21 protein-coding genes are annotated in these 26,384 nt (G+C 74.8%); 10 read left to right on the plus strand and 11 right to left on the minus strand.

Going from position 1 to position 26,384, the window contains the following annotated elements:
• Positions 1-44: 44 nt before the first annotated feature.
• Positions 45-2,009, plus strand: coding sequence for a DUF2264 domain-containing protein (locus CRP51_RS19365; RefSeq protein WP_245880680.1), 1,965 nt, complete (start codon positions 45-47; stop codon positions 2,007-2,009).
• 24 nt (positions 2,010-2,033) lie between these two features.
• On the opposite strand, the gene CRP51_RS19370 is transcribed toward CRP51_RS19365, so the two are convergent.
• Positions 2,034-3,557: an alpha-N-arabinofuranosidase gene (locus CRP51_RS19370; RefSeq protein ID WP_097232534.1), complete on the minus strand. Its 1,524-nt coding sequence runs from the start codon at positions 3,555-3,557 to the stop codon at positions 2,034-2,036.
• Between the two features lie 173 nt (positions 3,558-3,730).
• Here CRP51_RS19370 and CRP51_RS19375 point away from each other — a divergent pair, with 173 nt between their 5' ends.
• From CRP51_RS19375 to CRP51_RS19390, 4 genes are all read left to right on the plus strand, one after another.
• The gene (locus tag CRP51_RS19375; RefSeq protein WP_097232535.1) at positions 3,731-4,114 is read left to right on the plus strand and encodes an ArsR/SmtB family transcription factor; all 384 of its coding nucleotides are present in this window, start codon (positions 3,731-3,733) and stop codon (positions 4,112-4,114) included.
• Positions 4,111-4,593 (plus strand): SRPBCC family protein, encoded by a 483-nt coding sequence (locus CRP51_RS19380; RefSeq protein ID WP_097232536.1) that lies wholly within the window; start codon positions 4,111-4,113, stop codon positions 4,591-4,593. Before CRP51_RS19375 ends, CRP51_RS19380 begins: the two co-directional genes overlap by 4 nt.
• A gap of 13 nt (positions 4,594-4,606) precedes the next feature.
• Positions 4,607-5,095 carry a pyridoxamine 5'-phosphate oxidase family protein gene (locus CRP51_RS19385; RefSeq protein WP_097232590.1) on the plus strand — a complete coding sequence of 163 codons (489 nt, stop codon included), beginning with the start codon at positions 4,607-4,609 and terminating at the stop codon, positions 5,093-5,095.
• 111 nt (positions 5,096-5,206) lie between these two features.
• Complete coding sequence (locus CRP51_RS19390) at positions 5,207-6,202, plus strand: LacI family DNA-binding transcriptional regulator (protein WP_097232591.1); 996 nt, start codon at positions 5,207-5,209, stop codon at positions 6,200-6,202.
• Positions 6,203-6,227: 25 nt separating this feature from the next.
• Here CRP51_RS19390 and CRP51_RS19395 read toward each other — a convergent pair whose 3' ends face one another.
• The 4 genes from CRP51_RS19395 to CRP51_RS19410 form a co-directional block, all read right to left on the minus strand.
• Positions 6,228-6,725, minus strand: coding sequence for a hypothetical protein (locus CRP51_RS19395; RefSeq protein ID WP_097232537.1), 498 nt, complete (start codon positions 6,723-6,725; stop codon positions 6,228-6,230).
• A gap of 154 nt (positions 6,726-6,879) precedes the next feature.
• Positions 6,880-8,709 (minus strand): serine/threonine-protein kinase, encoded by a 1,830-nt coding sequence (locus tag CRP51_RS19400; RefSeq protein WP_097232538.1) that lies wholly within the window; start codon positions 8,707-8,709, stop codon positions 6,880-6,882.
• Between the two features lie 144 nt (positions 8,710-8,853).
• Positions 8,854-11,070, minus strand: a complete 2,217-nt coding sequence (locus tag CRP51_RS19405) for an MMPL family transporter (protein ID WP_097232539.1) — start codon at positions 11,068-11,070, stop codon at positions 8,854-8,856.
• Positions 11,071-11,276: 206 nt separating this feature from the next.
• Positions 11,277-12,014: a maleylpyruvate isomerase family mycothiol-dependent enzyme gene (locus tag CRP51_RS19410; protein ID WP_097232540.1), complete on the minus strand. Its 738-nt coding sequence runs from the start codon at positions 12,012-12,014 to the stop codon at positions 11,277-11,279.
• Between the two features lie 221 nt (positions 12,015-12,235).
• Here CRP51_RS19410 and dhaK point away from each other — a divergent pair, with 221 nt between their 5' ends.
• From dhaK to CRP51_RS19425, 3 genes are read left to right on the plus strand one after another with little or no spacing between them, the layout of a single operon-like run.
• Positions 12,236-13,234, plus strand: coding sequence for a dihydroxyacetone kinase subunit DhaK (gene dhaK, locus CRP51_RS19415; protein WP_097232541.1), 999 nt, complete (start codon positions 12,236-12,238; stop codon positions 13,232-13,234).
• 12 nt (positions 13,235-13,246) lie between these two features.
• The gene (gene dhaL / locus CRP51_RS19420) at positions 13,247-13,858 is read left to right on the plus strand and encodes a dihydroxyacetone kinase subunit DhaL (RefSeq protein ID WP_097232542.1); all 612 of its coding nucleotides are present in this window, start codon (positions 13,247-13,249) and stop codon (positions 13,856-13,858) included.
• Positions 13,855-14,262, plus strand: coding sequence for a PTS-dependent dihydroxyacetone kinase phosphotransferase subunit DhaM (locus tag CRP51_RS19425; protein ID WP_097232543.1), 408 nt, complete (start codon positions 13,855-13,857; stop codon positions 14,260-14,262). The genes dhaL and CRP51_RS19425 overlap by 4 nt, the downstream gene beginning before the upstream one ends.
• On the opposite strand, the gene CRP51_RS19430 is transcribed toward CRP51_RS19425, so the two are convergent.
• The 3 genes from CRP51_RS19430 to CRP51_RS19440 are packed head-to-tail and all read right to left on the minus strand — an operon-like array spanning position 14,247 to position 16,915.
• On the minus strand, positions 14,247-14,768 hold the full coding sequence (locus CRP51_RS19430; RefSeq protein ID WP_097232544.1) for an NUDIX hydrolase: 522 nt from the start codon (positions 14,766-14,768) through the stop codon (positions 14,247-14,249). The two genes, CRP51_RS19425 and CRP51_RS19430, sit on opposite strands and share 16 nt — an antisense overlap.
• 7 nt (positions 14,769-14,775) lie before the next feature.
• On the minus strand, positions 14,776-15,570 hold the full coding sequence (locus CRP51_RS19435; protein ID WP_097232545.1) for a glutamate racemase: 795 nt from the start codon (positions 15,568-15,570) through the stop codon (positions 14,776-14,778).
• Between the two features lie 52 nt (positions 15,571-15,622).
• Entirely contained in the window at positions 15,623-16,915 is a 1,293-nt protein-coding gene (locus tag CRP51_RS19440) for a TerD family protein (RefSeq protein WP_097232546.1), read from the minus strand.
• A 245-nt stretch (positions 16,916-17,160) separates the two neighbouring features.
• Here CRP51_RS19440 and CRP51_RS19445 point away from each other — a divergent pair, with 245 nt between their 5' ends.
• Positions 17,161-17,736: a DUF6643 family protein gene (locus tag CRP51_RS19445; RefSeq protein ID WP_097232547.1), complete on the plus strand. Its 576-nt coding sequence runs from the start codon at positions 17,161-17,163 to the stop codon at positions 17,734-17,736.
• Between the two features lie 52 nt (positions 17,737-17,788).
• Here the strand turns inward: CRP51_RS19445 and CRP51_RS19450 are convergent, their stop codons facing one another.
• Positions 17,789-19,186, minus strand: coding sequence for a family 2B encapsulin nanocompartment shell protein (locus CRP51_RS19450; protein ID WP_097232548.1), 1,398 nt, complete (start codon positions 19,184-19,186; stop codon positions 17,789-17,791).
• Between the two features lie 352 nt (positions 19,187-19,538).
• Entirely contained in the window at positions 19,539-20,975 is a 1,437-nt protein-coding gene (locus CRP51_RS19455) for a family 2B encapsulin nanocompartment shell protein (RefSeq protein ID WP_097232549.1), read from the minus strand.
• A 456-nt stretch (positions 20,976-21,431) separates the two neighbouring features.
• On the opposite strand from CRP51_RS19455, the gene CRP51_RS19460 reads away from it, so the two are divergent.
• Positions 21,432-23,855, plus strand: a complete 2,424-nt coding sequence (locus CRP51_RS19460) for a right-handed parallel beta-helix repeat-containing protein (RefSeq protein ID WP_097232550.1) — start codon at positions 21,432-21,434, stop codon at positions 23,853-23,855.
• 147 nt (positions 23,856-24,002) lie between these two features.
• Here the strand turns inward: CRP51_RS19460 and CRP51_RS19465 are convergent, their stop codons facing one another.
• Positions 24,003-26,282 carry a hypothetical protein gene (locus tag CRP51_RS19465; RefSeq protein ID WP_245880681.1) on the minus strand — a complete coding sequence of 760 codons (2,280 nt, stop codon included), beginning with the start codon at positions 26,280-26,282 and terminating at the stop codon, positions 24,003-24,005.
• Between the last annotated feature and the right edge of the window lie 102 nt (positions 26,283-26,384).

A 26,384-nucleotide genomic window follows, 5' to 3' on the forward strand; every position in this document is an offset into this window, starting at 1 on the left:
ACCTGCGCGACAGTGCGGAGCGCACCGCCTCCCAAGGAGCTGTCGTGAACCACGCCCCCCGCGACCCCGCGTCGCCCTCCTCCCCGCTGACGGGCATGGACCGAGGGCACTGGGAGGAGACCGCCGACCGGCTGCTGGGGGCCCTCGCCCCGTTCGCCGTGCACGGCGGCGCCGGTTACCGACTCCCGGGCCCGGCCAGCGGATCGGGGCCGGCCAGCGACGCCCTGGAGGCATACGCCCGCACCTTTCTGCTGGCCGCCTTCCGCGCCGCGCACGCCCCGGCGCGACACGCCGAGCGGCTGCTGGCGCCCTACGCCGCGGGGCTGGCGCACGGCGCCGACCCCGGGGCGCCGGGCCGCTGGCCGCACCCCGCCGAGCTGCCGCAGGCCAGGGTCGAGGCCGCCGCGCTGGTCGTCGCGCTGCACGAGTCACGCGGGCGGCTGTGGGAGCGGCTGGACGACCGGGCCAGGGGCCACGCCGTCGACTGGCTCACCGGCGTCGCCGAGGCGCCCGTGCCGCGGAACAACTGGCTGTGGTTCCGCGCCGTGGTCGCCGCCTTCCTCCGCTCGGTGGGCGCCCCGCACTCCGCCTCCGACATCGCCGAGGCCGTGGAGCGCACGGAGGAGTGGTACGCGGGCGACGGCTGGTACAGCGACGGCAGCCGCGTCCCGGGCCGGCACCGGAACTTCGACCACTACAACGGCTGGGCGATGCACCTCTTCCCGCTCTGGTACTGCCGGATCTCCGGCGCGGCGGCGGAGCCGGGGCTGCTCGACCGCTACCGGGAACGGCTGCGCCTGCACCTCGCCGACGCCGTCCATCTGATCGGTGGCGACGGCGCGCCGCTCTTCCAGGGACGGTCGCTGATCTACCGGTTCGCCACGGCGGCGCCGCTCTTCGCCGGCGCGCTGTTCGACGCCACCCCGCTGGCCCCCGGGCTGACCCGCAGGGCCGCCAGCGGCACGCTGCGCTCGTTCCTCGAACGGGGCGCGGTCGACGAGCGGGGGCTGCTGCCGGCCGGCTGGCACGGGCGGTTCGACGCCCTGCGGCAGAGCTACTCGGGGCCCGGCTCCCCCTACTGGGCCAGCCAGGGCTTCTCCGGGCTGCTGCTGCCGCCCGACCACGCCGTCTGGACCGAGACGGAGGAGCGACTGCCGGTCGAACGCGGGGACTTCACCCGCACCGTGGGACCGCCCGGCTGGCTGGTCTCCGGCACCGCGGCGGACGGGGTGATCCGGGTGGTCAACCACGGCACCGACCACACCCCGCCGGACCGGCCGGCGCGCGACGACCCGAGCTACGCGCGGCTGGCCTACTCCACCCACGCGGGCCCCGACCTCGGCCCGCCCGACCCGTGGCACGACGACCCGGAGGCCGGTTTCCGCGACGGGGACGTCCGCGCTGACCAGGGGCCCGACAACCGGGTCGCGCTGGTCGACGCCGAGGGGCGGCTCTCCCACCGCAGCCCGCTGCGCCGCCGGGAGGTCCTGGCGCCGGCGGCCGTCTCCGAGCATGTCCCGCACTGGCCGGTGGCCGGCGTCACCGACCGCGAACGGTGGCCGGCCGGCCCGCCGTTGGTGACCGCCTCACTGGTCAACGGCGCCTGGGAGGTGCGGGTCGTGGAGGTCGCCGGGGACGACCGACTGGTCAGCGTCGGCGGCCACGCGCTGGCCGCGCCCGCCCCGCCCTCCGGCGGGGCCACCGCAAGGGCCAGGTGGTTGACCAGAGAGGACGGGTTGACCAGTGCGCTGGCGGCGCTCACCGAGGCACCGGCCGCGCTCACCGAGCACCGGGAGGAGGGGCGCAACGCCTTCGGCGCGCACAGCGCGACGCCGGTCTACCGGGCCACCGGCCCGCTGCACGCGGTCGGCGTCTTTCTCGGCGTCCATCGCGAGCCCGACCCGCCCGTCCCGCCCCGGGTCCTGCTCTCCCCCGGGCGGGCGACGGTCGAGTGGCCCGACGGCACCTCCGACACGGTGCGTTGGCGCTCCCCCGTCCCTTCTCCCTGAGCCGACCGGCGTCCTGACGGGCTGTCAGGCGCGCCGTCCGCTCACCGTGACGAAGGAGTGCGGGGGCAGGGTGAGCGTCAACGTCCCCTTCTCCGCGCGCAGTTCGGTGAACGGACGCGCCGAGACCGGGCTGTGCTCCGGGGTGTTGTGGTCCTGGAGCCGGTCGGCGGTCAGGATGCGCGCGGTCGGCTCGGCGAGGGTCCCGCCGCGCAGGTCCAGGGTGACCTCCGCCGGCCGGTCGGCGTCGAGATTGGTCAGGGAGACCAGCACCGCCTCGTCCCGGACGCTGGCCGAGGCGGAGAGAGTGGTCAACGTGGCGTCGCCGACCGGACGGCGGGCGTCGTCCGAGGTGGTCAGGTGAACGGGCAGCGAGGTGGCGTCCTGGTGCCCCCTGTTCATCTCGAAGACGTGGTAGGTCGGGGTGCGGACCAGTCGGTCACCGTCGGTGAGCAGCACCGACTGGAGGACGTTGACGGTCTGGGCGAGGTTGGCCATCGCCAGCCGCTCGGCGTGCCGGTGGAAGATGTCGAAGTGGGTGCTGGCCACCAACGCGTCGCGCAGCGTGTTCTGCTGGAAGAGAAAGCCCGGGTTGGTGCCGGGCTCGACGTCGAACCAGGTGCCCCACTCGTCGACGACCAGCCCGACCCGGCGCGCGGGGTCGTAGGCGTCCATCACCGTGGAGTGGCCCTGGATGATCCGGTCCATCCGCGCGGCGGCGGCCATGGTGCGGTAGTAGTCCTCGGTGGTGAACTCCGTCGCTGAGCCCTTCGCCTCCCAGGGGCCGGTCAGGGTGTAGTAGTGCACGGAGAGCGCCTGGAAGAAGTTCTTCGGGGTGGCCTCGCAGCCGAAGCAGCTGATCTGCCGCATCAGCGTCTCGGTCCAGGCGTAGTCGGCGTCGGAGGCGCCGGCGGCGATCCGGTAGAGCGTGTTGTCGCCGTGGTCGCGGCAGTAGGTCGCGTACTGGCGCGCCAGGTCCGCGTAGTAGTCGGCACGCATGTTGCCGCCGCAGCCCCAGGCCTCGTTGCCCAGGCCCCAGAACCGCACGCGCCACGGCTCCTCGCGGCCGTTGGCCCTGCGCAGCGCCACCATCGGGCTGTCCCCGTCGCGCGTGAGGTACTCCACCCACTCGCTCATCTCCCGCACGGTGCCGCTGCCGACGTTGCCGCTGATGTAGGGCTCGGCACCCAGGAGTTCGCAGAGCGCCAGGAACTCGTGGGTGCCGAAGTGGTTGTTCTCCTCCACGTTCCCCCAGTGGGTGTTGACCATCCGGGGGCGGTCCTCGCGCGGGCCGATGCCGTCCTTCCAGTGGTACTCGTCGGCGAAACAGCCGCCCGGCCAGCGCAGGTTGGGGATGTCCAGCGCGCGCAGCGCCTCGACGACGTCCAGGCGCAGACCCCCCTCGTTCGGTATCGGCGAGTCCTCCCCCACCCACAGGCCGCCGTAGACACAGCGCCCGAGGTGCTCGGCGAAGTGGCCGTAGAGATGGCGGCTGATGACCGGCCCCTCGATGTCCAGGTTGATGATCGCCCTGCCGCTGCTGCCGGACATGCGGATGCTCCTCGGTCGTCGCTGGGCCGCGTCGCTGGTCGACGTCTTGTATCGATAAAAACTGGCATGGCACCTTCGAGGCGTCAAGGGGCGGCACCGGACGGGCGGAGTCGTTGACGCCGCCCTCACGCCTCGCTATATTTGCGTTGTTGCTTAATTAAGGAGATCCAGAAATGCAGGACACCTCCCGGACTCTCGATCTCGTCTTCGGCGCCCTCGCCGACCCGCGCCGGCGCGCGATGCTGGCGCGGCTGAGCCACGGCCCGGTCACCGCCGGGGAGTTGGCGGAGCCGCTGCGGATCAGCAGGCCGGCCGTCTCGCAGCACCTCAAGGTCCTGGAGACGGCGGGGCTCGTGGTGCGCGGCCGCAGGGCGCAGTGGCGGACGTGCGCGCTGCGCACCGAGCCGCTCGACGAGGTGTCCGCGTGGCTGGACCGGCAACGGACCGTGTGGGAGCAGAGCTTCGACAACCTGGAGGACCGGCTGCGGGAGATGCGGCGCGAGCGGGCCACCGGGACGGCGGAGGAACAGCGCGACAGGGAAGAGACGGACCGATGAACCGAGACACGCGGCCGAACGGCGAGACGCCGGGCTTCACGCTCACCCGGGTGCTGGACGCCCCCCGCGACCTCGTGTGGCGGGCGTGGACCGAACCCGACGAGATGGCCCGGTGGTTCCACCCCCGGGGGATGACCTCACCGCGCGAGCACCTCCGCGCGGATCTGCGGGTCGGCGGCCGCTACGCGTACGTGATGGTCTCCGACGACACCGGGGAACGCACCCCCACCGGCGGGGTCTATCTGGAGATCGCCGCCCCCGAGCGCCTGGTCTTCACCTGGGGCCACCCGGAGGCGGCGGCCGAGGACTCCCCCGTCGTCACGGTGGACCTCGAGGACCTCGGCGACAGGACCGGGATGACCTTCCGCCTCCGGGGAGTGCCGGGGCGGCCGGGGGACGACTCCGTGTACGACGGCTGGTCCTCCGCCCTCGACGTCCTCACCGATGCCCTGGCCGACGGCCCCGGCCGCCGGGCGTAGGGCGGTGCGCGCCATGCGACCCGACGACGTGCGGGAGGTCCTCTCCCGCCCCCTCGCGCGCGCACTTCTCACCTCCCGGGCGCCCGCGCGGCTCGCCTATGTCGCGCGGGACGGCACGCCCCGGGTGGTCCCGATCGGTCACCACTGGGACGGCGCCGGCTTCCTGATGTTCACCGCCCCCGGCGCCCCGAAGGTGCGGGCCCTTGAGGCCCGGCCGCAGGTGGCCCTCACCCTGGACACCGAGGGCTTTCCGCCGCGCGCGCTGCTGGTGCGGGGCACGGCGCGGCTGGGGACGGTCGAGGGGGTGCCGGAGGAGTTCCTCGACGCGAGCGCCCCCGCGGGTGCCGGGGAGCGGGCCGCGTTCGCGGCCGAGGCGCGCGCCCTGTACCGACGGATGACGCGGATCGCGGTCACCCCGGAGTGGGCCAAGCTGTTGGACTTCGAGACCACGCTGCCCAGCGCCCTCGAGGAGCTCGCCGCGGCCCGGGACGGGGGTGGTTGAGCGGCCGGCCCCGCACCCGGGAAGGCCCGCCGCCGGCCCTGGGTATCGTTGCCGGGCGAGGCCGGCGGGTGCCCGGCCCGGGGCCGAGGAGGTGGCCGTCTCGTGGTGACGATGAGCGACGTGGCACGGGCCGCCGGGGTCTCGGCGATGACGGTCTCCAACGTCATCAACGGCCACCCCCACGTCAGCGAGGAGACCAGGCGACGGGTGACGGAGGCGGTCGACCGGCTCGGCTACCGGATGAACTTCGCGGCCCGCCACCTGCGTTCGGGCACCACCGGGGTGATCGGCCTGGCCATCCCCGGCGTCGACCAGCCCTACTACGGGCATCTCGCCGCGCAGGTGATCGCGGGGGCGCGGAGCCTCGGGTACCGGGTGGCGGTCGAGCAGACCGGCGCCTCGCGGGAGGGCGAGACGGAGGCGCTGGCCCACTCCCGGCTGCGGACCTACGACGGGCTGATCATGGCCACCGTCGAACTCGGCGAGGAGGACGGCGGCGCGCTCTTCGCCGACTTCCCCGTGGTCACGCTGGGCGAACGGTTCCGGGGCGCGCACGTGGACCACGTCGGCATGGCCAACTTCGAGGGGGCCGGGGACGCCACCCGCCACCTGCTGGAGCGCGGCTGCCGCCGGATCGCGGCGATCGGCGGGCGGGCGGAGGGCGAGAGCGGCGCGGCGACGCTGCGCACCGCCGGCTATCTGGCGGCGCTCGCCGACGCCGGGGTGGCGCGCGACGACGCGCTGCTCGCCGGCTGCGCGTTCACCACGGCGGGCGGGGCCGAGGCGGTGCGTCGACTGCGGGACGGCGGCGTCCCGTTCGACGGCGCCGTCTGTCTCACGGACTCGCTGGCGCTCGGGGTGGTGCGCGGGCTGCGGGACGCGGGGCTGTCCGTGCCGGACGACGTGCTGGTGGCCGGCTTCGACGACATCCCGCAGGCCGCCTACGCGGTGCCCTCGTTGACCACCGTGGCCCCCGGCCACACCGAGATGGTCGGGGCGGCGCTGGAGATGCTGACCGAACGGATCGCGGGCCGCCGTCCGGCGGGCGAGGCCCGGAGCTTCACGGGGCCGCACCGTCTGGTGGTGCGCGAGTCGACCACCCGTTGACCACCCGTCGTGGGGCGGGCGCGGTTCAGCGCTGGAACATCTCCGCGGGCAGCGGTTTCAACAACTGGTAAAGCTCGTCGGTGATCGGCCGCTCCCAGCTGGCGATGGTCACCAGCACGCCGTCGCTGCGGTCGAACTGCACGCAGGCCACCCGGCCCTCACTGCACAGCACCCGGCGGACGATCAGCAGGTTCCCGTCGTGCATCACGGGGACCTCCTCGGTGCCCGTGCAGGTGACCTCCTCGTTCATCTCCAGCGCCGACATCAGCTGGTGGACCTCGAACGGCGCCTCGTCGTCGGCGCGTTCCCTGGCCGGGGAGCCCTCGGGAAGGTTGCCGATCACCATGGCCGGGCCCCGCCCGCCGAAGAGGTCGTACCGGAGCACGACGCCCTGGCAGCTGCCGTCCGGCGCGGGCAGCAGACCGGCGCCGAGCACCCCGGGCCAGTCCCCCGGGTCCATGGCCAGCACGTCGAAGTCGGGCCCGGCGGGCGATGCTGCGTTGCGGCGGCGGAGGAAGGACATGGGGGCCATCGTACGTCGGTGACGACCGTTCGAAGGCAGCCAGGTCGCGGGAGGAGACCCGCGCGGGCGACCACGGTCCCGGCCACCGCCGGGGCGAGGTTCGACGCGCGTCGGGAACGGCTGCCCGCGCGGCGCCCCGCGCCCGCCGAGGGGGTCAGGCCGTGTCCGCGTCCTCCGCGCGCAGGGTCGCGACCTGGCGGTAGAGCTCGACCGCCTCCGCGCCGCGGCCCAGCTGTTCGAGGCAGAGCGCCTCGTCGTTGCGGCTGATCAGCGCGTCCGGGTGGCTGGCGCCCAGCACGTGCTCGCGCACCAGACGCACCCGGTGGAAGCGCTCAAGCGCCTCCTCCCAGCGGCCCAACCAGCCCAGCGCCACCGCGATCTCCCGCTCGCTGACCAGCGTGTGCGGATGCTCGGCGCCCAACGCGGCGGTCCTGGCCCGGTGCACCTCGACCGCCTCGGCCAGCGCCTCCTCCCAACGGCCCAGCCGCCCCAGCGTCATGCCGCGGCCGTGGCGGGCGCGCAGCGTCTCGGGGTGGTCGGGGCCCCGGGTGCGGGTGTACGCCTCGATCAGCACCTCGTAGAGCGGCAGCGCCTCCGCCGGGCGGCCGAGGCGGCCGAGGCAGATGCCCACCTCGTAGACGACCTCCAGCGTGTCCTGGTGTTCGGCGCCCAGCACCTGCACCCGGGCCTCCGCCGTGTCGCGCAGCCCGGCCAGCGCCTCCTCCCAACGACGCAGCCGCGCCAGGGCGTAGGCCGCCTCGAAGCGGCTGGTCAGCGTCTCCTCGTGCAGCTCGCCCAGGGCCTCGCGGCGCAGCTCGGCGACGGCGCTGTGCACCTCGTGGGCCTCTTCCCAGCGCCCGAGACGGCCCAGGCTGAGGCCGGCGCGGTGGCGGCTGGCGAGGACGGCCAGATGCTCGGGCGAGGGGCCGCGCCGGACGGTGGTGGGGTGGGCCAGCACGGTGGCGGTCATCCCCGTCCACTGGCCGGTCAGCCCGGCGGACCGGTCCGGCGGGGCCAGCCGCAGCGACCAGGAGCCGCTGGCGCGCGAGCCGACGCGCATCCCCCTGGTCCACTCGGGGAGCCGGGCGGGCTCGCGCCGGACGCGGGGCACCAGTTGGGTGCCGGTCGCCGCGGGGGTGGGCTGGCCCAGCAGTTCCCGCAGCATCCGGGCCGCGTCGTCGGGGCGTTCGTCCGGGTCCTTGGCGAGCAGCGCCAGGATGAAGCGCTCCAGCCCCTCGGTCAGCTCGGGCCGCAGCGCCCGGGGCGGCTCCGGCGGGGTGTCGCGGTGACCGATGAGGATGGCCCAGGGGTCGCCGAGGTCGAACGGGGGCGCTCCGGTGGCGATCTCGTAGAGGACGCAGCCCAGCGAGTAGAGGTCGCTGCGGGCGTCCACGTTGACGCCGGCGATCTGCTCGGGCGACATGTAGTGCGGGGTGCCCATGGCCATTCCGGCGCTGGTCAGCTTGGTGGACAGGCCGATGCCCTGGGCCAGCCTGGCGATACCGAAGTCGCAGATCTTCACCGTGCCGTCGGTGAGCCGCATGATGTTGGCCGGTTTGAGGTCGCGGTGGACGATGCCCTGCTCGTGGGTGTAGGCGAGCGCCGCCGCGACCTGCTCGGCGATGTCGATGACCTCGCCGACGGAGAGCGGCCCCGGGCCCGCCGCCTGGAGCAGCTCGCTGAGGTTCCTGCCCTCCAGCAGCTCCATCACCAGGTAGAGCACGCCGTCGGACTCGCCGAAGTCGTGGACCACGGTGATGCCCCGGTGTTGCAGCCCGGCGGCGACCCGGGCCTCCCTCCGGAAGCGCTCGCGCAGGACGCGCAGGAACGACTCCTCCTGCTGACCGCCCAGCGGCTTCAGGCACTTGACCGCGACCCGGCGCCCGAGCGCCTCGTCCCTGGCACGCCAGACCTCCCCCATGCCGCCGCGCCCGATGAGTTCGAGCAGCTGGTAGCGGCCATGCAGCAGCACGCCATCCGCCATCGTCCGGTACCCACCCCCCGTCGTCGACCCGTTGTCCGCCCTGGGCACCAGTATGGCGTCCCGCGCGGGACGTTCCTATGCCAAGTGGCGGGAAAGAGGTGGAACGGGCGGATGCGCGGCGTCCGTTGACGCCGGGGCGCGGCGTCACACGCGGGTGTGCGGCCGTCGCACCGGCTCGGGCGTGTCGTGGGCGTCGGTGGCGGGCAGGCCGCGGCCCTCGACGTCGACGTGCGGCAGCCGCCGCCCCAGCCAGCCGGGCAGCCACCAGCCGGCGCGCCCGACGAGAACCAGCACGGCGGGCACCAGGGTAAGCCGCACGAGGAACGCGTCGACCAGCACCCCGACCGCCAGGCCGAACGCGATGGGTTTGACGATGGCGTCCTCCATGGTCACGAAGCTGGCGAACACGGCGAACATGATCAGCGCGGCGGCCGTCACCACCCGGAACGCCAGCGGCGCGCCCTCCCTGACCGAGGCCGTCGGGTCGGCGCCGTGGGCGTGCCGCTCGTGGATGCGGGAGACGACGAACACCTCGTAGTCCATGGCGAGTCCGAAGAGCACGCCCATGAGGATGATCGGCAGGAAGCTGACGACGGGGCCGGTGCGGGAGACGTCCAGGAGGCCGGCGAGCCAGCCCCATTCGAAGACCGCGACCACGGCGCCGAACGCGGCGGCCACCGACAGCAGGAAGCCGAGGGTGGCCTTGAGCGGGACCACCAGGGAGCGGAAGACCAGCAGCAGGATCAGCAGCCCGAGGCCCACCACCACGGCGCCGAACGGGACCAGGGAGTCGCTGAGTTGCCGGGAGACGTCGACCGCGACGGCCGTGTTGCCGGTGACGGCGAGGGTGACGCCGGTGTCGGCGGCGTGGTCGCGTGACCAGTCGCGGATGGTGTGGACCAGGCGCTCGGTGCCCTCCTGGTCGGGGCCCGTGGTGGGAACGGCCTCGATCAGCCAGTCGGTCTCGCTCTCGGTGGGGCGCGGCGGGGCGACCTCGGCCATGCCGGGCAGGCCGTCCAGTTGGCCGGTGACCGTCTCCAGCGCGCCGGCGGGGTCGCCCTCGACGTCGGTGGTGTCGGCGAGGATCAGCAGCGGCCCGTTGAGCCCGGGGCCGAAGGTGTCGCTGATGGCGTCGTAGGTCTCGCGCTCCGTGCTGCCGACGGGCGCGGAGCCGTTGTCCGGGAGGGCGAGCCGCAGCTCGCGGGCGGGCAGGGCGACGACCAGCAGGCCGACGACGAGGGCGAGGACGGTGAGCAGGGGCCGGCGGGTGACGGCGCGGACCCAGCGGGCGCCGAGGGTGGCGGCGGGGGCGCCCTGGGCGGCGGGCCGGTCGCGGCGGGCGGCGCGGGAGCCGGGGGCGGGGCGCAGCCGCTCGCCGGCGAAGCCGAGCAGCGCGGGCAGCAGGGTGACGGCGACGAGCACGGCGACCACGACGGTGGCGGCGCCGCCGAGGCCCATCACGGTGAGGAACGGGATGCCGACCACGGACAGCCCGCAGAGGGCGACGACGACGGTGAGCCCGGCGAAGACCACGGCGCTGCCCGCGGTGCCCAGGGCGCGGCCGGCGGACTCCTCGGGGTCCATGCCGTGGGCGAGTTGGGAGCGGTGGCGGGAGAGGATGAACAGGGCGTAGTCGATGCCGACGGCCAGGCCGAGCATCACGGCGAGGGTGACGGCGGTCGAGGAGAGCGTGAAGAGGTGGCCGCCGACGAGCAGCCCGCCGACGGCGGTGCCGACGCCGACGAGGGCGGAGAGCAGGGGCATCCCGGCGGCGAGCAGCGAGCCGAAGGTGATCACCAGGACGACGAGGGCGACGAGGACGCCGACGAGTTCCTTGGCGCTCATCTGGACACCGGTCGGGGAGAACGCCTGGCCGCCGACGTGGACGCGCAGCCCGGCGTCGCGCGCCGGTTCGACGGTCTCCTCCAGCGCCTCGGTGGTGCCGGGGGCGAGCTGGAAGGCGGTCTCGGGGTACCGCACGGTGGCCAGGGCGGTGCGCCCGTCGGGCGAGTAGGTGCCGACCTCCTCGGGCGGGACGACGGCCGAGACCTCGGGCGCCCGCGCGGCCTCGGCGAGGGAGCGGGCGATGGGCTCGGCCCACTTCTCGTCGGTGACGGGGCTGCCGTCGGGGGTGGTGAAGAGCAGCTGCCCCGTGGTGCCGCCGGCAGGCGGCAGCACGTCGCGGAGGGTGTCCAGCGCCTGCTGGGACTCGGAGCCGGGAATGGTGAACTCGTCGTCGAGCGCGCTGCCCAGCGCGCCGCTCACCGCCAGCAGGGCGGCCAACGCGCCGAGCCAGAGCGAGGCGACGAGCCGTCGGCGCCGGAAGGCGCCGCGACCGAGCCGGTAGAGGAGGGTGGCCATGGGTGCTCCACGGAGGGTGAGTCAACGGGTGATGCACGGGCCCACGCAACCGGCCCAGCCGGACGCTATCGTGCATAACTGGCGCTTCGCCAAAAACAACCCATCGCGCACATGTTCCCCTCTTTTCCGGCTCTCCGGATGAGATGCGGCTCCGGGGCCGGCGGGGGCCGCGACGCGGTCCCCCGGGGTGCGTCGGCCGGTGGGCGTCAGACGGTGGCGCGCGCCCGCCAGAGCTCCATGACGCGGGCGTCGCCCTCCAGACGCAGCGTGCCGTCCCGGTGGTCGGCGCGGTTCCACAGGGTCGCGTACAGCGCGGCGGCCGGGCCGCTGATCCGGCAGTCGAAGCGGGCGGCGGCCTCCCGCGCGGTCCGCGGCGGTTCCTCGGTCAGCCGCGTCGTCCACCGGCCGCCCTCGTCGGCGTGGACGGCGAGCACCAGCGGCTCGGGGGCGCGGACGCGGGAGCGCGCGCGGGCGTGGAAGCCGGTGAGCAACTCGTCGATCCCGTCCAGCGCCAACGCGGCCGGCACGCCAGACAGCGGTCGTCCCGCGGCGAGCTGGGCGTCCATCAGGTGCACGGTTGTCTCGTGGGCCTGGCGCCGGGCCCAGAACGCGCGGGCGTCGGACGCGCCGGGCAGGAAGACGAAGCAGTCCAGGTCGTCGCGCGCGGCGCGCAGCGTCGCCTCCAACGCGTCGAGCCCCTCGGCGAACCAGCCGCTCAGCGCGGCCTCGGACGGCTCGGCCTCCGGGAACGGGGCCCGTTCCGCCAGCCGCTCGCGCACGATCCGTTCGGCCCAGCGGTGCACGGTGCCCTGGTGGCGCACGAGGTCGCGCAGCCGCCACCCGGGGCAGCTGGGCACCTCGGCCGACCAGGGGGTTCCGGCGGTCACGGCGAGCAGCGCGTCGCCGGCGCGCCGCAGGGCTTCGATGTGCGCTTCGGTCTCCACGGCGAGAGCGTGGCAGAGAGGACGCCCCCGGGGGAACGGGCCGAGCGGTTCCGGCGTCCGACCGTTGCGTCGGAGGTCGGGCGGGGGCAACGATGGGCCGTCAGCCCGACCGGAGCGGAGGGCGCGACCCGCACACCCGGGGCGCTTTCCTACGTGACCACGCCCCCCTCAGCGTCGATACTGCGGGGGCCGGTCACGCGCTCAGCCACGAGGAGGCAGCGATGAAGATGCTGATCAACGGAGCGGAGCGGGTGGTCGCCGACGCGCTGCGCGGAATGGCGGCGGCGCATCCGGAGCTCCGGGTCGACGTCGACCGGCGGCTGGTGGTGCGGGGGGACGCGCCGGTCGAGGGCAAGGTGGGGCTGGTCTCCGGGGGCGGTTCCGGCCACGAGCCGCTGCACGCCGGGTTCGTCGGGTACGGGATGCTGGACGCCGCCTGCTGCGGCGAGGTCTTCACGAGCCCGGTGCCCGACCAGATGACCCAGGCCGCGGCCGCGGTGCACGGCGGCGCCGGGGTGCTGCTGATCGTGAAGAACTACACCGGTGACGTGCTGAACTTCGACATGGCGGCCGAGCTGGTCGAGGACGAGGGCATCGAGGTCGCCAAGGTGGTGGTCCAGGACGACGTGGCCGTCACCGACAGCACGTTCACGGCCGGCCGCCGGGGCACCGGCGGGACCCTCTTCGTCGAGAAGCTGGCCGGCGCCGCCGCGCAGGAGGGCGCGCCGCTCGCGGTGGTCGCCGAGGTCGCCCGCCGGGCGGCGGAGGGCTCCCGCAGCTTCGGCGTCGCGCTGCACGGCCCGACGACACCCGCCAAGGGCAGCCCGACGTTCGACCTGCCGCCCGACCAGCTGGAGCTGGGGATCGGCATCCACGGCGAGCCGGGGCGGGAGCGCCGGGCGATGCTCGGCGCGGCGGAGATCGCCGACCTGACCGTGGACGCGCTGCTGGCGGACTACGGCCCCGGGCCGACGGGCCCGCTGCTGTGCCTGACCAACGGCATGGGCGGCACGCCGCTGCTTGAGCTCTACGGCTTCCACGCCGAGGTCGTCAGGGCGCTCGGCGCGCGCGGGATCACGCCGGCGCGTAGCCTCGTCGGCGACTACGTGACCTCCCTCGACATGGCCGGCTGCTCGGTCTCGCTGTGCCAGGTGGATGACGAGCTGCTGCGGTTGTGGGACGCTCCCGTCTCCACACCGGGGCTGCGCCGGGGTCGTTGAGAGGAGTCGGACGTGGCAGGGCAGACGACGGAACGTGACGCCGCCTTCGTCGCGGCGTGGCTGACCGCCTCGGCCGACGCGGTCAGGGCGGAGGCCGACCGGCTCACCGAGCTGGACTCGGCGATCGGCGACGCGGACCACGGGAACAACATGCGGCGCGGCTTCACCGCCGTGGTGGCGGGCCTGGAGAAGGAGCGGCAGGAGGCGACCGGCGGGGTGCTGCTGCTGGCCGGCAGGACGCTGGTCTCGACCGTCGGCGGCGCCTCGGGGCCGCTCTTCGGGACGCTGCTGCGCCGGGCGGGGAAGGCGCTGGGCGAGGCGGAGCGGGTCACCGACGCGGAGCTGAAGGAGGCGTTGGAGGCCGGCGTGGACGCGGTGGCCCAGCTGGGCGGCGCGGCGCTGGGCGACAAGACGATGCTGGACGCGCTGCTGCCCGCGGTGGCCGAGCTGCCGGACTACGCGGCCGCGGCGCGCGCCGCCGAGGCCGGCGCGAAGGCGACGATCCCGCTGCGGGCGCACAAGGGCAGGGCCAGCTATCTGGGCGAGCGCAGCGTCGGGCACGAGGACCCGGGGGCCGCCTCGGCGGCGCTGCTGCTCGGGGCGCTCTTCCAGGTGTCCAGGTGACGGCCGGGGTGGTCGGCGTGGTGCTGGTCTCGCACAGCGCCGAGGTCGCGGTCTCGGTCGCCGAGCTGGCGCGCGGCCTGGCCGGCGGGGGCCCGCTGGCGCCGGTGGAGCCCGCCGGCGGCGCGCCGGACGGCGGGCTCGGCACCAGCGCGGAGCGGATCGCCGAGGCCGCGGCGCGGGCCGACGGCGGCGCCGGTGTCGCGGTGCTGGTCGACCTCGGCAGCGCGGTGCTGACGGTCAAGGCGCTGCTGGCCGAGGGCGACACGCTGCCGCCCGGCACGCGGCTGGTCGACGCGCCGCTGCTGGAGGGCGCGGTGGCGGCCGTGGTGACGGCGTCGACCGGCGCCGACCTGGACGCGGTCGAGGCGGCGGCGGCCGAGGCGTGGGACTACCGCAAGGGCTGAGCGCCGGCCGGCGGGGCCGCCTCGGGGCGGGAGTCCTCGGGCTGGACGAAGCGGGTCGGCTCGTCGGAGCCGGCGAGCCTGATGCGCTCCCGCGCGTGCGCGGAGAGCGGCGGCAGCGCGTCGGGGGCGAACCAGCCGACCTCGACGGACTCGTCGTCGTTGACCCTGGCCTCGCCGCCGACCGCCCGGCAGGCGAGGCTGACGTCGAGGAACTGGCACACGTCGCCGTTGGGGTAGTGGGTCGGCGACAGGGTCTCGACGGCCAGCACCCGTTCGACGACGCAGCGCACCGCCGTCTCCTCCTCGACCTCGCGGACCGCCGTGACCGCCGGCTGCTCCCCCGGCTCGGGGATCCCGCCGATGAGCGTCCACCGCCCGTCGTCCGCGCGGCGCACCAGGAGCACCCGGCCCCGGTCGTCGCGCACCACGCTGGTCACACCGGGCAGGAAGAGCAGTTGGTGGCCGATGGAGGTGCGCAGGTCGCGGATGAAGTCGGGGGTGGCCATGGATACCTCAGGTCGGGTCGGCGGGCGGTGGGTCGGTCAGCAGCGAGCGGCCCTCGGCGTAGCGCAGGGCCGGCTCGGGGAGCGGGACGCGGCGGCCGTTGGCCAGCACCGTGAGCGTGCCGGTGGCCGGGGCGCTGGGGGCGGGGCGGGCGCCGAGCCGGCGCAGGGTCTGGGCGGCGACGGCGGCGGCCGAGCCGTGCAGCGTGACGCGCCGTCCGGTGAGCGCGGTGAGCTGGCGGGAGATCTCGTCGGCGACCAGCTCGTAGTGGGTGCAGCCGAGCACCACGGTGGCGGTCTCCGGCGGGGTCAGCCCGGCGGCGGCCTTGACGGCGGCGCTGACGGCGGCGGCGTCGCCGCGTTCGACCGCGTCGGCGAGTCCGTGGCAGGGCACCTCGGCGGCGGGCGTGGAGCCGGCGAACTCGGCCAGCAGGCCGCGCTGGTAGGCGCTGCCGGTGGTGGCGGGGGTGGCCCAGACGGCGAACGGGCCGCCGGCGACGGCGGCCGGCTTGATGGCCGGCACGGTGCCGATGACCGGCAGTCCTGGCTCCAACTCGGCGCGGAGCGCGGGAAGCGCGTGCACGGTGGCCGTGTTGCACGCCACGATCAGGGCGTCGGGCCGCTCGGTGAGCGCGGAGCGCGCGCACGCGGTGGCGCGCTCCACGATCCGTGCCGGGGTGAGCGGGCCCCAGGGCATGTGGTCCGGGTCCCCGGAGAGCACCAGGTCCGCGTCGGGCCGCAGCCGCCGAGTCTCGGCGGCCGCGGCCAGCAGGCCGATGCCCGAGTCCAACAGTGCGATTCTCACGAAACCCCAGCCTACGCGGGCTCGGGCGCCGTTCCTCGCACGGCCCGGCGGGTCACTTGCGGCCCGGCGTCCACTGCATCCCGAAGCCGTAGGCGTGGTCCACGGTGCGCTGCGGGCTGACGCCCTTGTCCGGCACCAGGTAGCGCGCCTCGCGGTTGACGACCAGCTCGCCGTTCTGCTGGGTGAGGGTGGCGAGCACGCAGACCGGGGAGGGCACGTTGCACTCGTCGAGGAAGAACTCGACGGGCGCGCCGCGCTCGGGGGTGAGGGTGACGGTCGCGTCGAGATCCTGGAAGCTGGTGGCGCCCGAGTAGATCGTCACGAAGAGGACGACCCGGCGCAGCTCCTTGGCGTGGTCGAGGTTGACCGTCAGGTTCTCCCCGGAGGAGACGGCGCCGGTGCGGTCGTCCCCGTCCAGGTGCATGTAGGGCGGCTGGTGGAGCGAGCCGAACGCGTTGCCCAGGGCCTGGATGACGCCCTTGCGACCGTCGGACAGCTCGAAGAGCGCGCACAGGTCCAGGTCGAGGCCGCCGCCCATGGCCTTGGCGATGCGGTCCTTCCACTTGGACTGCTTGGGGGCGGCGCCGGCGCTGCGCTGCTGCCAGTTGAGGTTGACCCGGAGCTGGCCGCTGGTGGCGCCCTGCTTGGCGAGCGAGATCGCCGGGGCGTCCTTGGTGAGCGTGATCTTGCTCAGCCGGATCGGCGAGCCGCCCGAGGCGGCCGGCGGCGTCTGCACGGGCGCCGGGGGCGTCACCGGGGCCGGCGCGGGCGGCGGGGGCGTCGCGGGCCGGGCGGGGGGCGGCGTGGGCGCGGCGGCCGGCGCCGGCTCGTCGTCCACGCTGATCCCGAAGTCGGTGGCGAGCCCGGCGAGTCCGGTGGCGTACCCCTGGCCGACGGCGCGGAACTTCCACGCGCCCTGGCGCCGGTACAGCTCGCCGACGACGAACGCGGTCTCGCTGGTGGCGTCCTCGCTGTCGAAGCGCGCCACCTCCGCGCCGCTGTCCGCGTCGAGCACCCGGATGTGCAGTCCTGGAACCTGGCCGAAAGTGCCGCCGTCGGCGGACGCGGCCAGGACGACCTTCTCGATCTCCTGCTCGACGTCGGCGAGGTCGACCCCGATCCGGTCGACGACCGTGGCACCGGCGGGCTGCTTGCCCTCGTGGCGCACGGCGCCCGAGGCGTGGCGCGCCTGGTTGTAGAAGACGAAGTCGTCGTCCGAGCGGACCCGGCCGTCCTTCAGAAGCAGCGCCGAGGCGTCCACGTCCGGTGCGCCGGCCGATGTGTTCCAGCCGATCTCGACGCGGACCGCTCGCGCGGACACCGGGACATTAGAGCCTTTGAGCATCGTGCGTTCCTCCGTCGGGTGGGCCTGTTCCCGTCTGCGTACCCCTGTTCGCGCTGGGAACGACTCACTATGCCATCCGGTTCCCGGGTCGTTTTTCGGGCACCCCTGAAACAACATCATGAGGGCACCGATCGCCGCTTTATCCGCATATGGCGGGATCGCCGGGTGCGCGGGGGCTCCAGCCTGCCAAATGAGCGGCTGATCGGTCTCCCCAACGACCCGATGGTGGGCTTAACTTATGGAGCATGACCCTCCCGCGCCCCTACGGTGGTGGCTACTCCTCCTTCCCCGACACCCCGATCTACGACAGGCTGGTGGCAGAGCGGGGTACCCCGCAGATCGCTCCCATCCGGGTGCCGGCCGCTTACGACACGATGGGGTACCAGTCCCCCTCGCCCCAGCCGGCGCTGCCCGCCCTGCCGGCCCTCCCCTCGGCCGCCTCGCCCCCGCCCCCGCAGCAGCACGGCGGCGGCTACCAGGGGCACCAGCCGGCGCCCGCCAGGCAGCAGCTCGGCGGCGGGCAGTCGTTCGGCGGGCAGCAGTCGTTCGGCGGGCAGCAGCTCGGCGCCCCCGCGCCCGGCGGGTACCGCGGCGGCCCCGGCGGCTATGTGCCGCAGCCCCAGCAGGGCGGCCGCCCCTACCCGGCGCCGGCGGCCCCGCAGGCGCCCTCGCCGCAGCAGGCCAGGCCGGCGGCGCCGCAGCAGATGCGGCCCGCCCCGCAGCCGATGCGCCCCGCGGCGCCGCGCCCCGGCGGCTACCCGGGCGCCGCGCCGTACCCGCAGACGCAGCAGGCGCCGGCGCCCGGCTACTGGTCGGAGTGAGACGGGGGGACACCACGCGAGGGAGCGCGGCGCCCGCCCCGGCGGGCGCACGTCACAGCTCGACGTCCTCCAGCACTCCGAGGGCGTCGGGGACCAGCACGGCCACGGAGTGGTACGCGCTGACGAGGTAGGAGAGCACGGCGTGTTCGTCCACGCCCATGAAGCGGACGTTCAGGCCCGGTTCGTGTGCGTCGGGCAGGCCCGTCTGGCGCAGGCCGACGACGCCCTGGCGTTCGAAGCCGGTGCGCAGGGCCAGCACGGAGCTGGTGCGCTCCGGGGAGATCGGGATCTTGTCGCACGGCAGCAGGGGGATGCCGCGCCAGGCGTGGACGGGGGTGCCCTCGACCTCGGTGGTCGCCGGGTAGAGGCCGCGGGCCGTGCAGGCGCGTCCGATCGCCGCGATGGTGCGGGGGTGGGCCAGCAGCAGCCGGGTGTCGCGGCGGCGGGTGACCAGTGCGTCCAGGTCGTCGGGGGTGGGCGGACCGGAGCGGGTGTGCAGGCGCTGGCGCGGGTCGACGTTGTGCAGCAGGCCGAAGTCCGGGTTGTTGACCAGTTCGTGTTCCTGACGCTCCCTCAGGGCGTCGACGGTCAGGCGGAGTTGCTCCTCGACCTGGTTCATCGGCTCGTTGTACAGATCCGCGACCCGCGAGTGCACCCGCAGCACGGTCTGCGCCACGCTCAACTCGTACTCACGCGGAGCCAGTTCGTACTCCACGAAGGTGCCGGGCAGCCTCGGCTCACCGATGTGGCCGGCGGCCAGCGCGATGTCGGCCTCGCCGCGCCGGTTGGCGGCGGGGGCCGGGCGCTCGGCCTCCCGCGCGAGGTGGGCGGCGAGTGCGGGGGCGTTCTCGGCCACCTCGGCGACGGCGGCCAGCGGGAGGGCGAGGACGGTGCAGCGGGTGGTGGTGCGCAGGGTGTGCGGCCAGGTGCCGGGCTCGCCGGCGAGCGCCTGGGCGCCGGCGAACGCGCCCCCGGCGAGCGTGGCGAGGGCGGCCTGGTCGTCGAAGGCGCCCGGCACCGACTGGCGCACCTTGCCGTGGGCGATCAGCAGCACCTCGGTCACCGGCGCGCCGGCCTCGGCGAGGGTCTCACCGGCACGGTGGTCGCGCCGCACGCAGCGGTCGGCGAGCGCGGCCAGCGTCTCGGGGTCGTCCAGCCCGGCGAGGGCCGGGAGTTCGCGGAGCTCGGCGGGGATGACACGGATGTCGGAGCCGGTGGCGTGGAACTCGACCCGGCCGTCGCCGAGGGTGTGTGTCAGCCGGCGGTTGACGCGGAAGGTGCCGCCCGAGACCTCGGTCCACGGCAGGGTCCGCAGCAGCCAGCGGGGCGAGGTGCCCTGGTTCTGCGGTGGGGTCTTGAGGGTGCTGGCGAGCCGGCCGGCCGCCTCGGTGCCGAGCGCGGTGGGCGCCGGTGTGACCTCGGGTTCTGTGGTCGGGGTGGGGGCGTTCACGGGCGCCTTTCGGATGGGCCGCCGCCGGGCGGCGGGGCGGGGTGGGGCCGCCGCCGCGCGGCGGAGGTGGCGCGGCGGCGGCTGTCCTGCGGGGAACGGCGGGCGGGGCGCGCCCGCCGTGGGGTGCGCGCGGGCCCGGGCGCCGCGGTGCGCCCGGCGGACGGCCGCGCGGAGCGCGGAACCGTTTCCGCGTGGCGTGGCCCGCACCGCTCGGCGGGCCGAACGGCCCCGTGCCGAGCGGTGGTTCCTTGACCAGTTGCCGGTCGCCAGTGGTTGGTTACCAGTGGTCGGTTACCAGTGAAGGTGACCGGTGGTCGGTTACCAGTGAGGGGGACCAGCGGCTGGCCGGTTCTCAGTGGCCGATTTCGACGTCCTGGAGAACGCCGAGCGCGTCGGGCACGAGAACGGCCACGGAATAGTAGGCGCTCACCAGATAGGAAATGATGGCCTGCTCGCTGATGCCCATGAAGCGCACGGAGAGGCTGGGCTGGTATTCGTCGGGAATTCCGGTGCGGTGCAGTCCGACGACGCCCTGTCGCTCCAGACCGGTGCGCATGGCCAGCACCGAGCTGGTGCCGGTCTTGCTGATCGGGATCTTGTCACAGGGCAGCAGCGGCACCCCGCGCCAGGCGGCGACCGAGTGGCCGCCGAACTCGGCGGGCGCCGGGTAGACGCCCCGGGCGTTGCACTCCCGCCCGAACGCGGCGATGGCGCGCGGGTGGGCCAGCAGGACGCTGGGCTCCTTCCAGACGGCGGCCAGCAGCTCGTCCATGTCGTCCGGCGTGGGCGGACCGGAGCGGGTGTGCAGGCGCTGGCGCGGGTCCGCGTTGTGCAGCAGGCCGAAGTCCGGGTTGTTGACCAGCTCGTGCTCCTGGCGCTCGCGCAACGCCTCAACGGTGAGGCGGAGTTGCTCCTCGACCTGGTTCATCGGCTCGTTGTACAGATCCGCGACCCGCGAGTGCACCCGCAGCACGGTCTGCGCCACGCTCAACTCGTACTCGCGCGGGGTGAGTTCGTAGTCGGCGAAGGTGCCAGGCAGCGCCGGTTCGCCGACGTGGCCGGCGGCCAGCGCGATCTCCGACTCACCGCTGGCGTTGCGCTGGCCGGGGACCCGGGAGCGGGCGGCGGCCAGGTGGGCGGTCAGCGCCTCGGAGTTCTCGGCGATCCGGTCGAAGTCGGCTCGGGCGAGGGTGAGCACGGTGCCGCTGGTCAGCGCGGTCAGACCGTTCTCGTAGGCGCCCGGCTCGGCTGCGGTGAGCGCGTCGGCGGCGAAGAAGTCGCCGTCCGCCAGCACGTCGAACTCGGTCTCGTTGTCGTAGGCGCCGTGCCCGCGCCTGCTGAGCTTGCCGTGCGCGATCAGCACCACGCGGTCGGCCGCCTCGCCCTCGCGCAGCAGCACCTCGCCGGGGACGAAGTCCCGCTGCACACACGCCTCGGCCAGCGCCTGGAGGGTCGCCTGGTCGTCGAAGCCCGCCAGGCCGGGGAGCTCGGTCAGCTCGGCGGGGATGACGGAGACCTCGGAGCCGGTGGCATAGAACTCGACCCGGCCGTTGCCGAGCGTGTGGGTCAGCCGGCGGTTGACCCGGAACGTGCCGCCCGAGACCTGTGTCCAGGGCAGCACCTTCAGCAGCCAGCGCGAGGTGATCGCCTGCATCTGCGGCGGGGTCTTGGTGGTCGTCGCCAGGTTGCGCGCGGCCGCCGTGTCGAGGCTGAGCCGAGGCGCCGGGTCCGTGGTTCCGGCCTGGTTCTCGGGCGTCGGGTCGAGCGCGCCCTCAAGGGAGGTTGTCATGCGAAGAGTGCCCCATCTGCGGTTGTCCGGCGGCCAGTTGAATGCCCTGGGGAGCAGGGCCGGCCAAGAAACTAGGCGCATTTCCCAAGTCGCCGCAATCACTCAAAAGTGGCGCCAACTCCCCGCTTCGCAGGACGAATTGATGGGTAGCTCGCCCGGATTCACGATCCGGCGGAAGGGCGGCCGCCGGAGACGGGGCACGCCTCGCTCGCCGGCCCGGGAGGAGGGCGCTGACCGGCTCGCAGACCGATGCCCGAACGGCCCCCACCAGGCACTAGGGTGGGGGCGCTCGGACGCGGTGACCACGCGCCGGGGCACGTGCGCCTGGCGTTCGACCAGCGCCCTGTCCGAACTCGCCTGTCATTACGTCCGGTTCACGGCGCGCTACGGTGGAGCGGCCGGACGCGCGCGATGAGGCGTCTTTCGATTTCGCACGAGGTTGGGGCACATCAGTCCATGGCTAAGGGCTCGGTCCAGGTGACGCACACCGGAACTGCACGCTGGCGGCGGCGGACGGCCGTCTACGCCACGGTCGCCGAGGCCCTGGCCGCCGCCGCCGACGGCGACGTGCTGCTGCTCGGCCCCGGCACCTACCGCGAGAACCTGGTGATCGAGCAGGCGGTGACGATACGCGGCCCCCAGGACGACCGGGACGGCCCCGCGCGGATCGCACCCGTCGAGGGCGTTCCGCTGACGGTGCGCGGCTCCGCGACCGTGCGGGAGTTGCTGCTTGAGGGCCAGGACACGACCGTGCCCGCCGTGCTGGTGGAGAGCAGCACACCGGAGCTCTCGGGGCTGCGGGTGCGGACCGCCTCGGCGGCCGGCGTCGAGGTGCGGGCCGGCGCCCGCCCGACGGTGCGCGGCTGCGTGGTCGCGAACGCGACGGGCGTGGGCATCAACGTGAGCGACCAGGCCGGCGGGCTCTTCGAGGAGTGCCATGTCACCGAGTCGGGCCAGGCGGGCATCGCGGTGTCCGGCGCCGCCCATCTGCGGCTGGAGCGCTGCCGGGTGGAGCGGGCGACGGGCGCGGGGCTCTCGGTGACCGGCGAGGGCAGCGCGGTGGACGCGCTCGGCTGCGTGCTCGAACAGGTGAAGGGCGTCGGGGTGCGGCTGGCCGAGCGCGCCACCGCCCACCTGACGGAGTGTCAGGTGTCGGGAACGACCGGCGACGGGATCACCCTGGAGACCGACGCCGTACTGACCCTCGCCGACAGCCGGTTGACCGACATCCCGGAGAACGCCCTGGATCTGCGGTCCCGTTCGGTGCTGACGCTGATGCGCACCGAGGTGACCCGCTTCGGCCGCAACGGCGTCTCGGCCTGGGACCCGGGCACCCACGCGGACGTGCACGACTGCGAGATAGCCGAGTCCACCGGCGACTACCCGGCGGTCTGGGTGAGTGACGGGGCGACCGTCGTGCTGGAGTCCTGCACGGTGCGCCGGGTGCCGGACGCGCTGTTCGTCCTGGACTCCGGGTCACGCGCCGACGTGGTGGACAGCACGGTGGAGGACGTGCGCGGCTCGGCGGTCTCGGTGAGCGACGGCGCGACCGCGCGGCTGGACGACTGCCGGATCTCGGGCGCCGGCACCGGCGCCTGGTTCCGGGACGCCGGCAGCGGCGGCTCGGTCACCGGCTGCACCATCGAGCGCAGCAGGACCGGTCTGATCGTCACCAAGGGCGCCGATCCCGAGGTCTCCGACACCAGCGTGATCGGCCCGGCGGAGGCCGGGGTCTATGTCTCCGCGGGCGGCCGGGGCCGCTTCAGCCGCTGCCGGGTGACGGACTCCGGCGGCTACGGGTTCCACGTGCTGGACGGCTGCCGCACCGCGTTGCACCGCTGCCGCACCGAGCGCTGCGCGCGGGGCGGCTACGTCTTCGCCCAGGAGGGGCCCGAGGTGGTCGACTGCCACAGCGACGAGGCGGTGGCGCCCGGCGCGAAGCCGGCGCCCGTCAGGGCGACGGAGAGCGCCGCGCCCGTCCCGCCGCCAGCCGAGCCGGCCGCGAAGCCGGCCGCCAGGCCGGCGGCGGCGCCGGCCGCCGGGGCCGCCGGCGAGGAGCCGGCCGAACACCGGCCCTCCGAGACGGTGTTGGCCGAACTGGACGATCTCGTCGGCCTGCACAGCGTCAAGCGCGAGGTGCGGGCGCTGATCGACATGATCGAGGTGGGCCGCCGCCGGGTGGCCGCCGGCCTCAAGGCCGCCTCCGTGCGCCGGCACCTGGTCTTCACCGGCTCCCCCGGCACCGGCAAGACGACCGTGGCCCGCCTCTACGGCGAGATCCTCGCCTCGCTCGGGGTGCTGGAGCGCGGGCACCTGGTGGAGGTCTCCCGGGTCGACCTGGTGGGCGAGCACATCGGCTCCACCGCGATCCGCACCCAGGAGGTCTTCGAACGGGCGCGCGGCGGGGTGCTGTTCATCGACGAGGCGTACGCGCTCTCCCCCGAGGACGGCGGCCGGGACTTCGGCAGGGAGGCCATCGACACCCTGGTGAAGCTGATGGAGGACCACCGCGAGGCCGTGGTGGTGATCGTCGCCGGCTACACCGAGGAGATGGCCCGCTTCCTGGCCACCAACCCGGGTGTCGCCTCCCGCTTCTCGCGCACGATCGCGTTCGGCGACTACGCGCCGGAGGAGCTGCTGAACATCGTCCGCCAGCAGTCCGGCGAGCACGAGTACGACCTCGGCGAGGGCACGGAGGACGCGCTGCTGAAGCACTTCACGGCGATGGACCGGGGGCCGAGCTTCGGCAACGGACGCACGGCGCGGCAGACGTTCGAGGCGATGGTGGAACGCCACGCGGGCCGCGTGGCGCGGCTGCCCGACCCCAGCACGGAGGAACTGACCGTCCTCCACCCGCAGGACCTCCCGCCCCTGCCCTGACGGGCTCCCACCCAGGCCCACCGGGCCTCGGACGGCCCCTCACCCGACCGGGTGCGGCACCGTCGTCGTCCGACCCCGTCGCGAGCAACCACCCACCGGGGCGAGGGCGACCGCCCACCCTGGCCGGCCAGGCACCGCCGTCGTCGTTCACCCCTCGGTCGGCGTCGACTCCAGGGGGCCCGCGGACTGCGTCGGCAGCGGCGCGCTGCCCAGCGGCAGCCGCCGCATCAGCGCGGCGCGCTCCTCCGCGAACGCGGGGTCCGCCGCGTAGTCGCCGTGGCCGAGGATCGGCTCCGGCAGCGGGGAGCGCAGATTGCGGCCGTAGTGCAGCGGGTCCGCCAACGCGGGCCGGTCGACCGGCCGTTCCTCGCCCTCGGCGACCCGCACCCGCCCCCCGATGGGGTCGGTCTCGCGCCACAGGTTCCGCCAGCACGGCAGGTCCCGGTGGAGCGCGCGCAACGCCCCCGGGCCGAAGTACGCGGGGAACCACCGCCCGTAGAGCCGTTCCAGCGGCGAACCATGGGTCAGCAGCGCGATCCGGCTGCGGGTGGCGGTGTCCAGCTGCCAGACCGCCGCCGCGGCCAGCACGCTGCCCTGGGAGTGGCCGGAGATGACCAGCCGCCCGCCGGTCGCGTCGATCCAGGTGCCCATCCGCCACGACAGGTCGGGCACCGCGCGCTCGGCATAGCACGGCGGCGCGAACGGGTGTGCGGCCCGCGGCCAGAACGTTCCGACGTCCCACAGGATGCCGACGGTGCGCCGCGCCCCCGCGTCCCGGTAGGCGCGGCGGCCGAGCGCCAGCAGCAGTATCACGCCGAATCCCATCAGCCACGAGCCCAGCGTCTGGCAGGCGTCGGCGACGGCCTCCAGGGCGGCCGGGCCGCCGTCGGCCGCCTCGGACGGGGTCTCGCGGGTGAGCGTGCCGGCCACCGCGCCGAGGCCGAGCAGCAGGCTCGTCCCGGCGATCCAGCCGACCAACGGGCCTGCCGACTCGGTGAGTTCGGCGCGGGCGGTGGCCGAGGCGATGCGGCGGTTCCGGTCCGCGTCCGGCGCGCAGGACTCGTCGGGGTAGCGGTCCCTGACCGTGGGGGCCAGCTCGTTGCGCCGGTGGACCACGCGGCCCACGGCGACCAGCGCGAGGACGAGCACCACCAGCAGCAGCGGCGGGATCGCCGCCGCCTCCCAGCTGAGCATCACCGGCGGTCCCGCGATGCGCGCCTCGGGCGCTCCCGGCGCGGCGGAGGGGTCGAGCCAGTCGGCGATCCGCTGCGCCACCCCTCCGGTGAAGACGCCGCCCAGCGCGCAGGCGAGCAGCGCGACGGCCGCGCCGCCGAGCCCGAGCAGCGCGCCGCGTTCCCCGTCGCGCGCCTGCCGGTGCAGCCGGAACGCCACCCAGGCGAGGGCGACCACCAGCAGGCCCTGGGCGACGACCAGCGCGGGGAACACCTCGCTGCCCAGCGGCAGCCGGCCGGAGCTGGACCACGCGGGCCGGCTCCAGGCGGTGTGCGCCAGCACGAGCACCAGCAGCGCCATCGCGCCCCAGGGCAGGGCGCGGGCGGCCGGCGGCTCGGGGCGCTCGTCGCGTTCGCTCTCGCTGCGGCCGTGGCGGAGCTGCTGGACCAGCAGCACCAGCCAGCCGGCGACGGTGCACGCGGTCAGCAGCAGCCCGACGCCCGCCACCACGGGATCGCCGTCCGTGCCCCGGTCGTGGACCCCCGTGGCGTAGACCAGGGCGGTCGCGACGGTGAGCAGTCCGGCGGCGGTGTGGCCGGCGCGCAGCCGCGCGACCAGCACCCGGCCGTACCAGAATCCGGGGAGGCTCAGCGCCGCGTCGTCGCCGTCGGTGCGCGGCCTGACCGGCGGGGACGCCGACTCGTAGGCGCTCCAGGTGCGGTGGGAGAGCCACCACAGCAGGACCAGCAGCGCCACGGGCAGCAGGCTGCCGAGCAGCAGCCGGCGGCCGGGCTGCCCCCACCAGGGGTCGGTCGCCCAGGGCTCGATCCAGGCGGCGCTCCGCGCACAGGGCTCCGCCCCGGCGCACTGCCAGGCGACCAGGTCCAGGGAGACGGCGCACGCGCCGGCGGTCAGGAGCACGGTGAGGGACAGCGCGGTCAGCCGCACCAGCAGGTCGTAGTGGCGGTTGGTGCGCTCCCCCGTGCGGCCCGAGGGGCGCATCCAGTGCGCCACGTTGACGATCATGAACGGCAGGAGCAGCAGCCACAGCGCCCGAGTGCCGTTCCCCGAGGTGAGGTTGGACCAGGAGTAGGCCTCGCGGACGGGGCGCGCGTCGTCCCAGGGCCGGTCGTCCAGGTCGTCCGTTCTGCGGTGGACGCTGGCGGTCGCGTCGCCCGTGATCCGGGTGGTGCGGGCGTCCTCCAGCATCTGCTGCGGGGTGGCTCCGCCGACGCCGTGGACCAGTAACTCCATGGCGGGCTCCGGCCCTCCGAGCCCTCGCGCCCCGGACGCGCCCTCCCCCACCGACTGCCGATCCGTCATCGTCTCCCCTGCCCGGCACGCACCCCGCGTGCC

The sequence above is a fragment of the Streptomyces zhaozhouensis genome (genome assembly GCF_900230195.1).
Lineage (GTDB): Bacteria > Actinomycetota > Actinomycetes > Streptomycetales > Streptomycetaceae > Streptomyces > Streptomyces zhaozhouensis.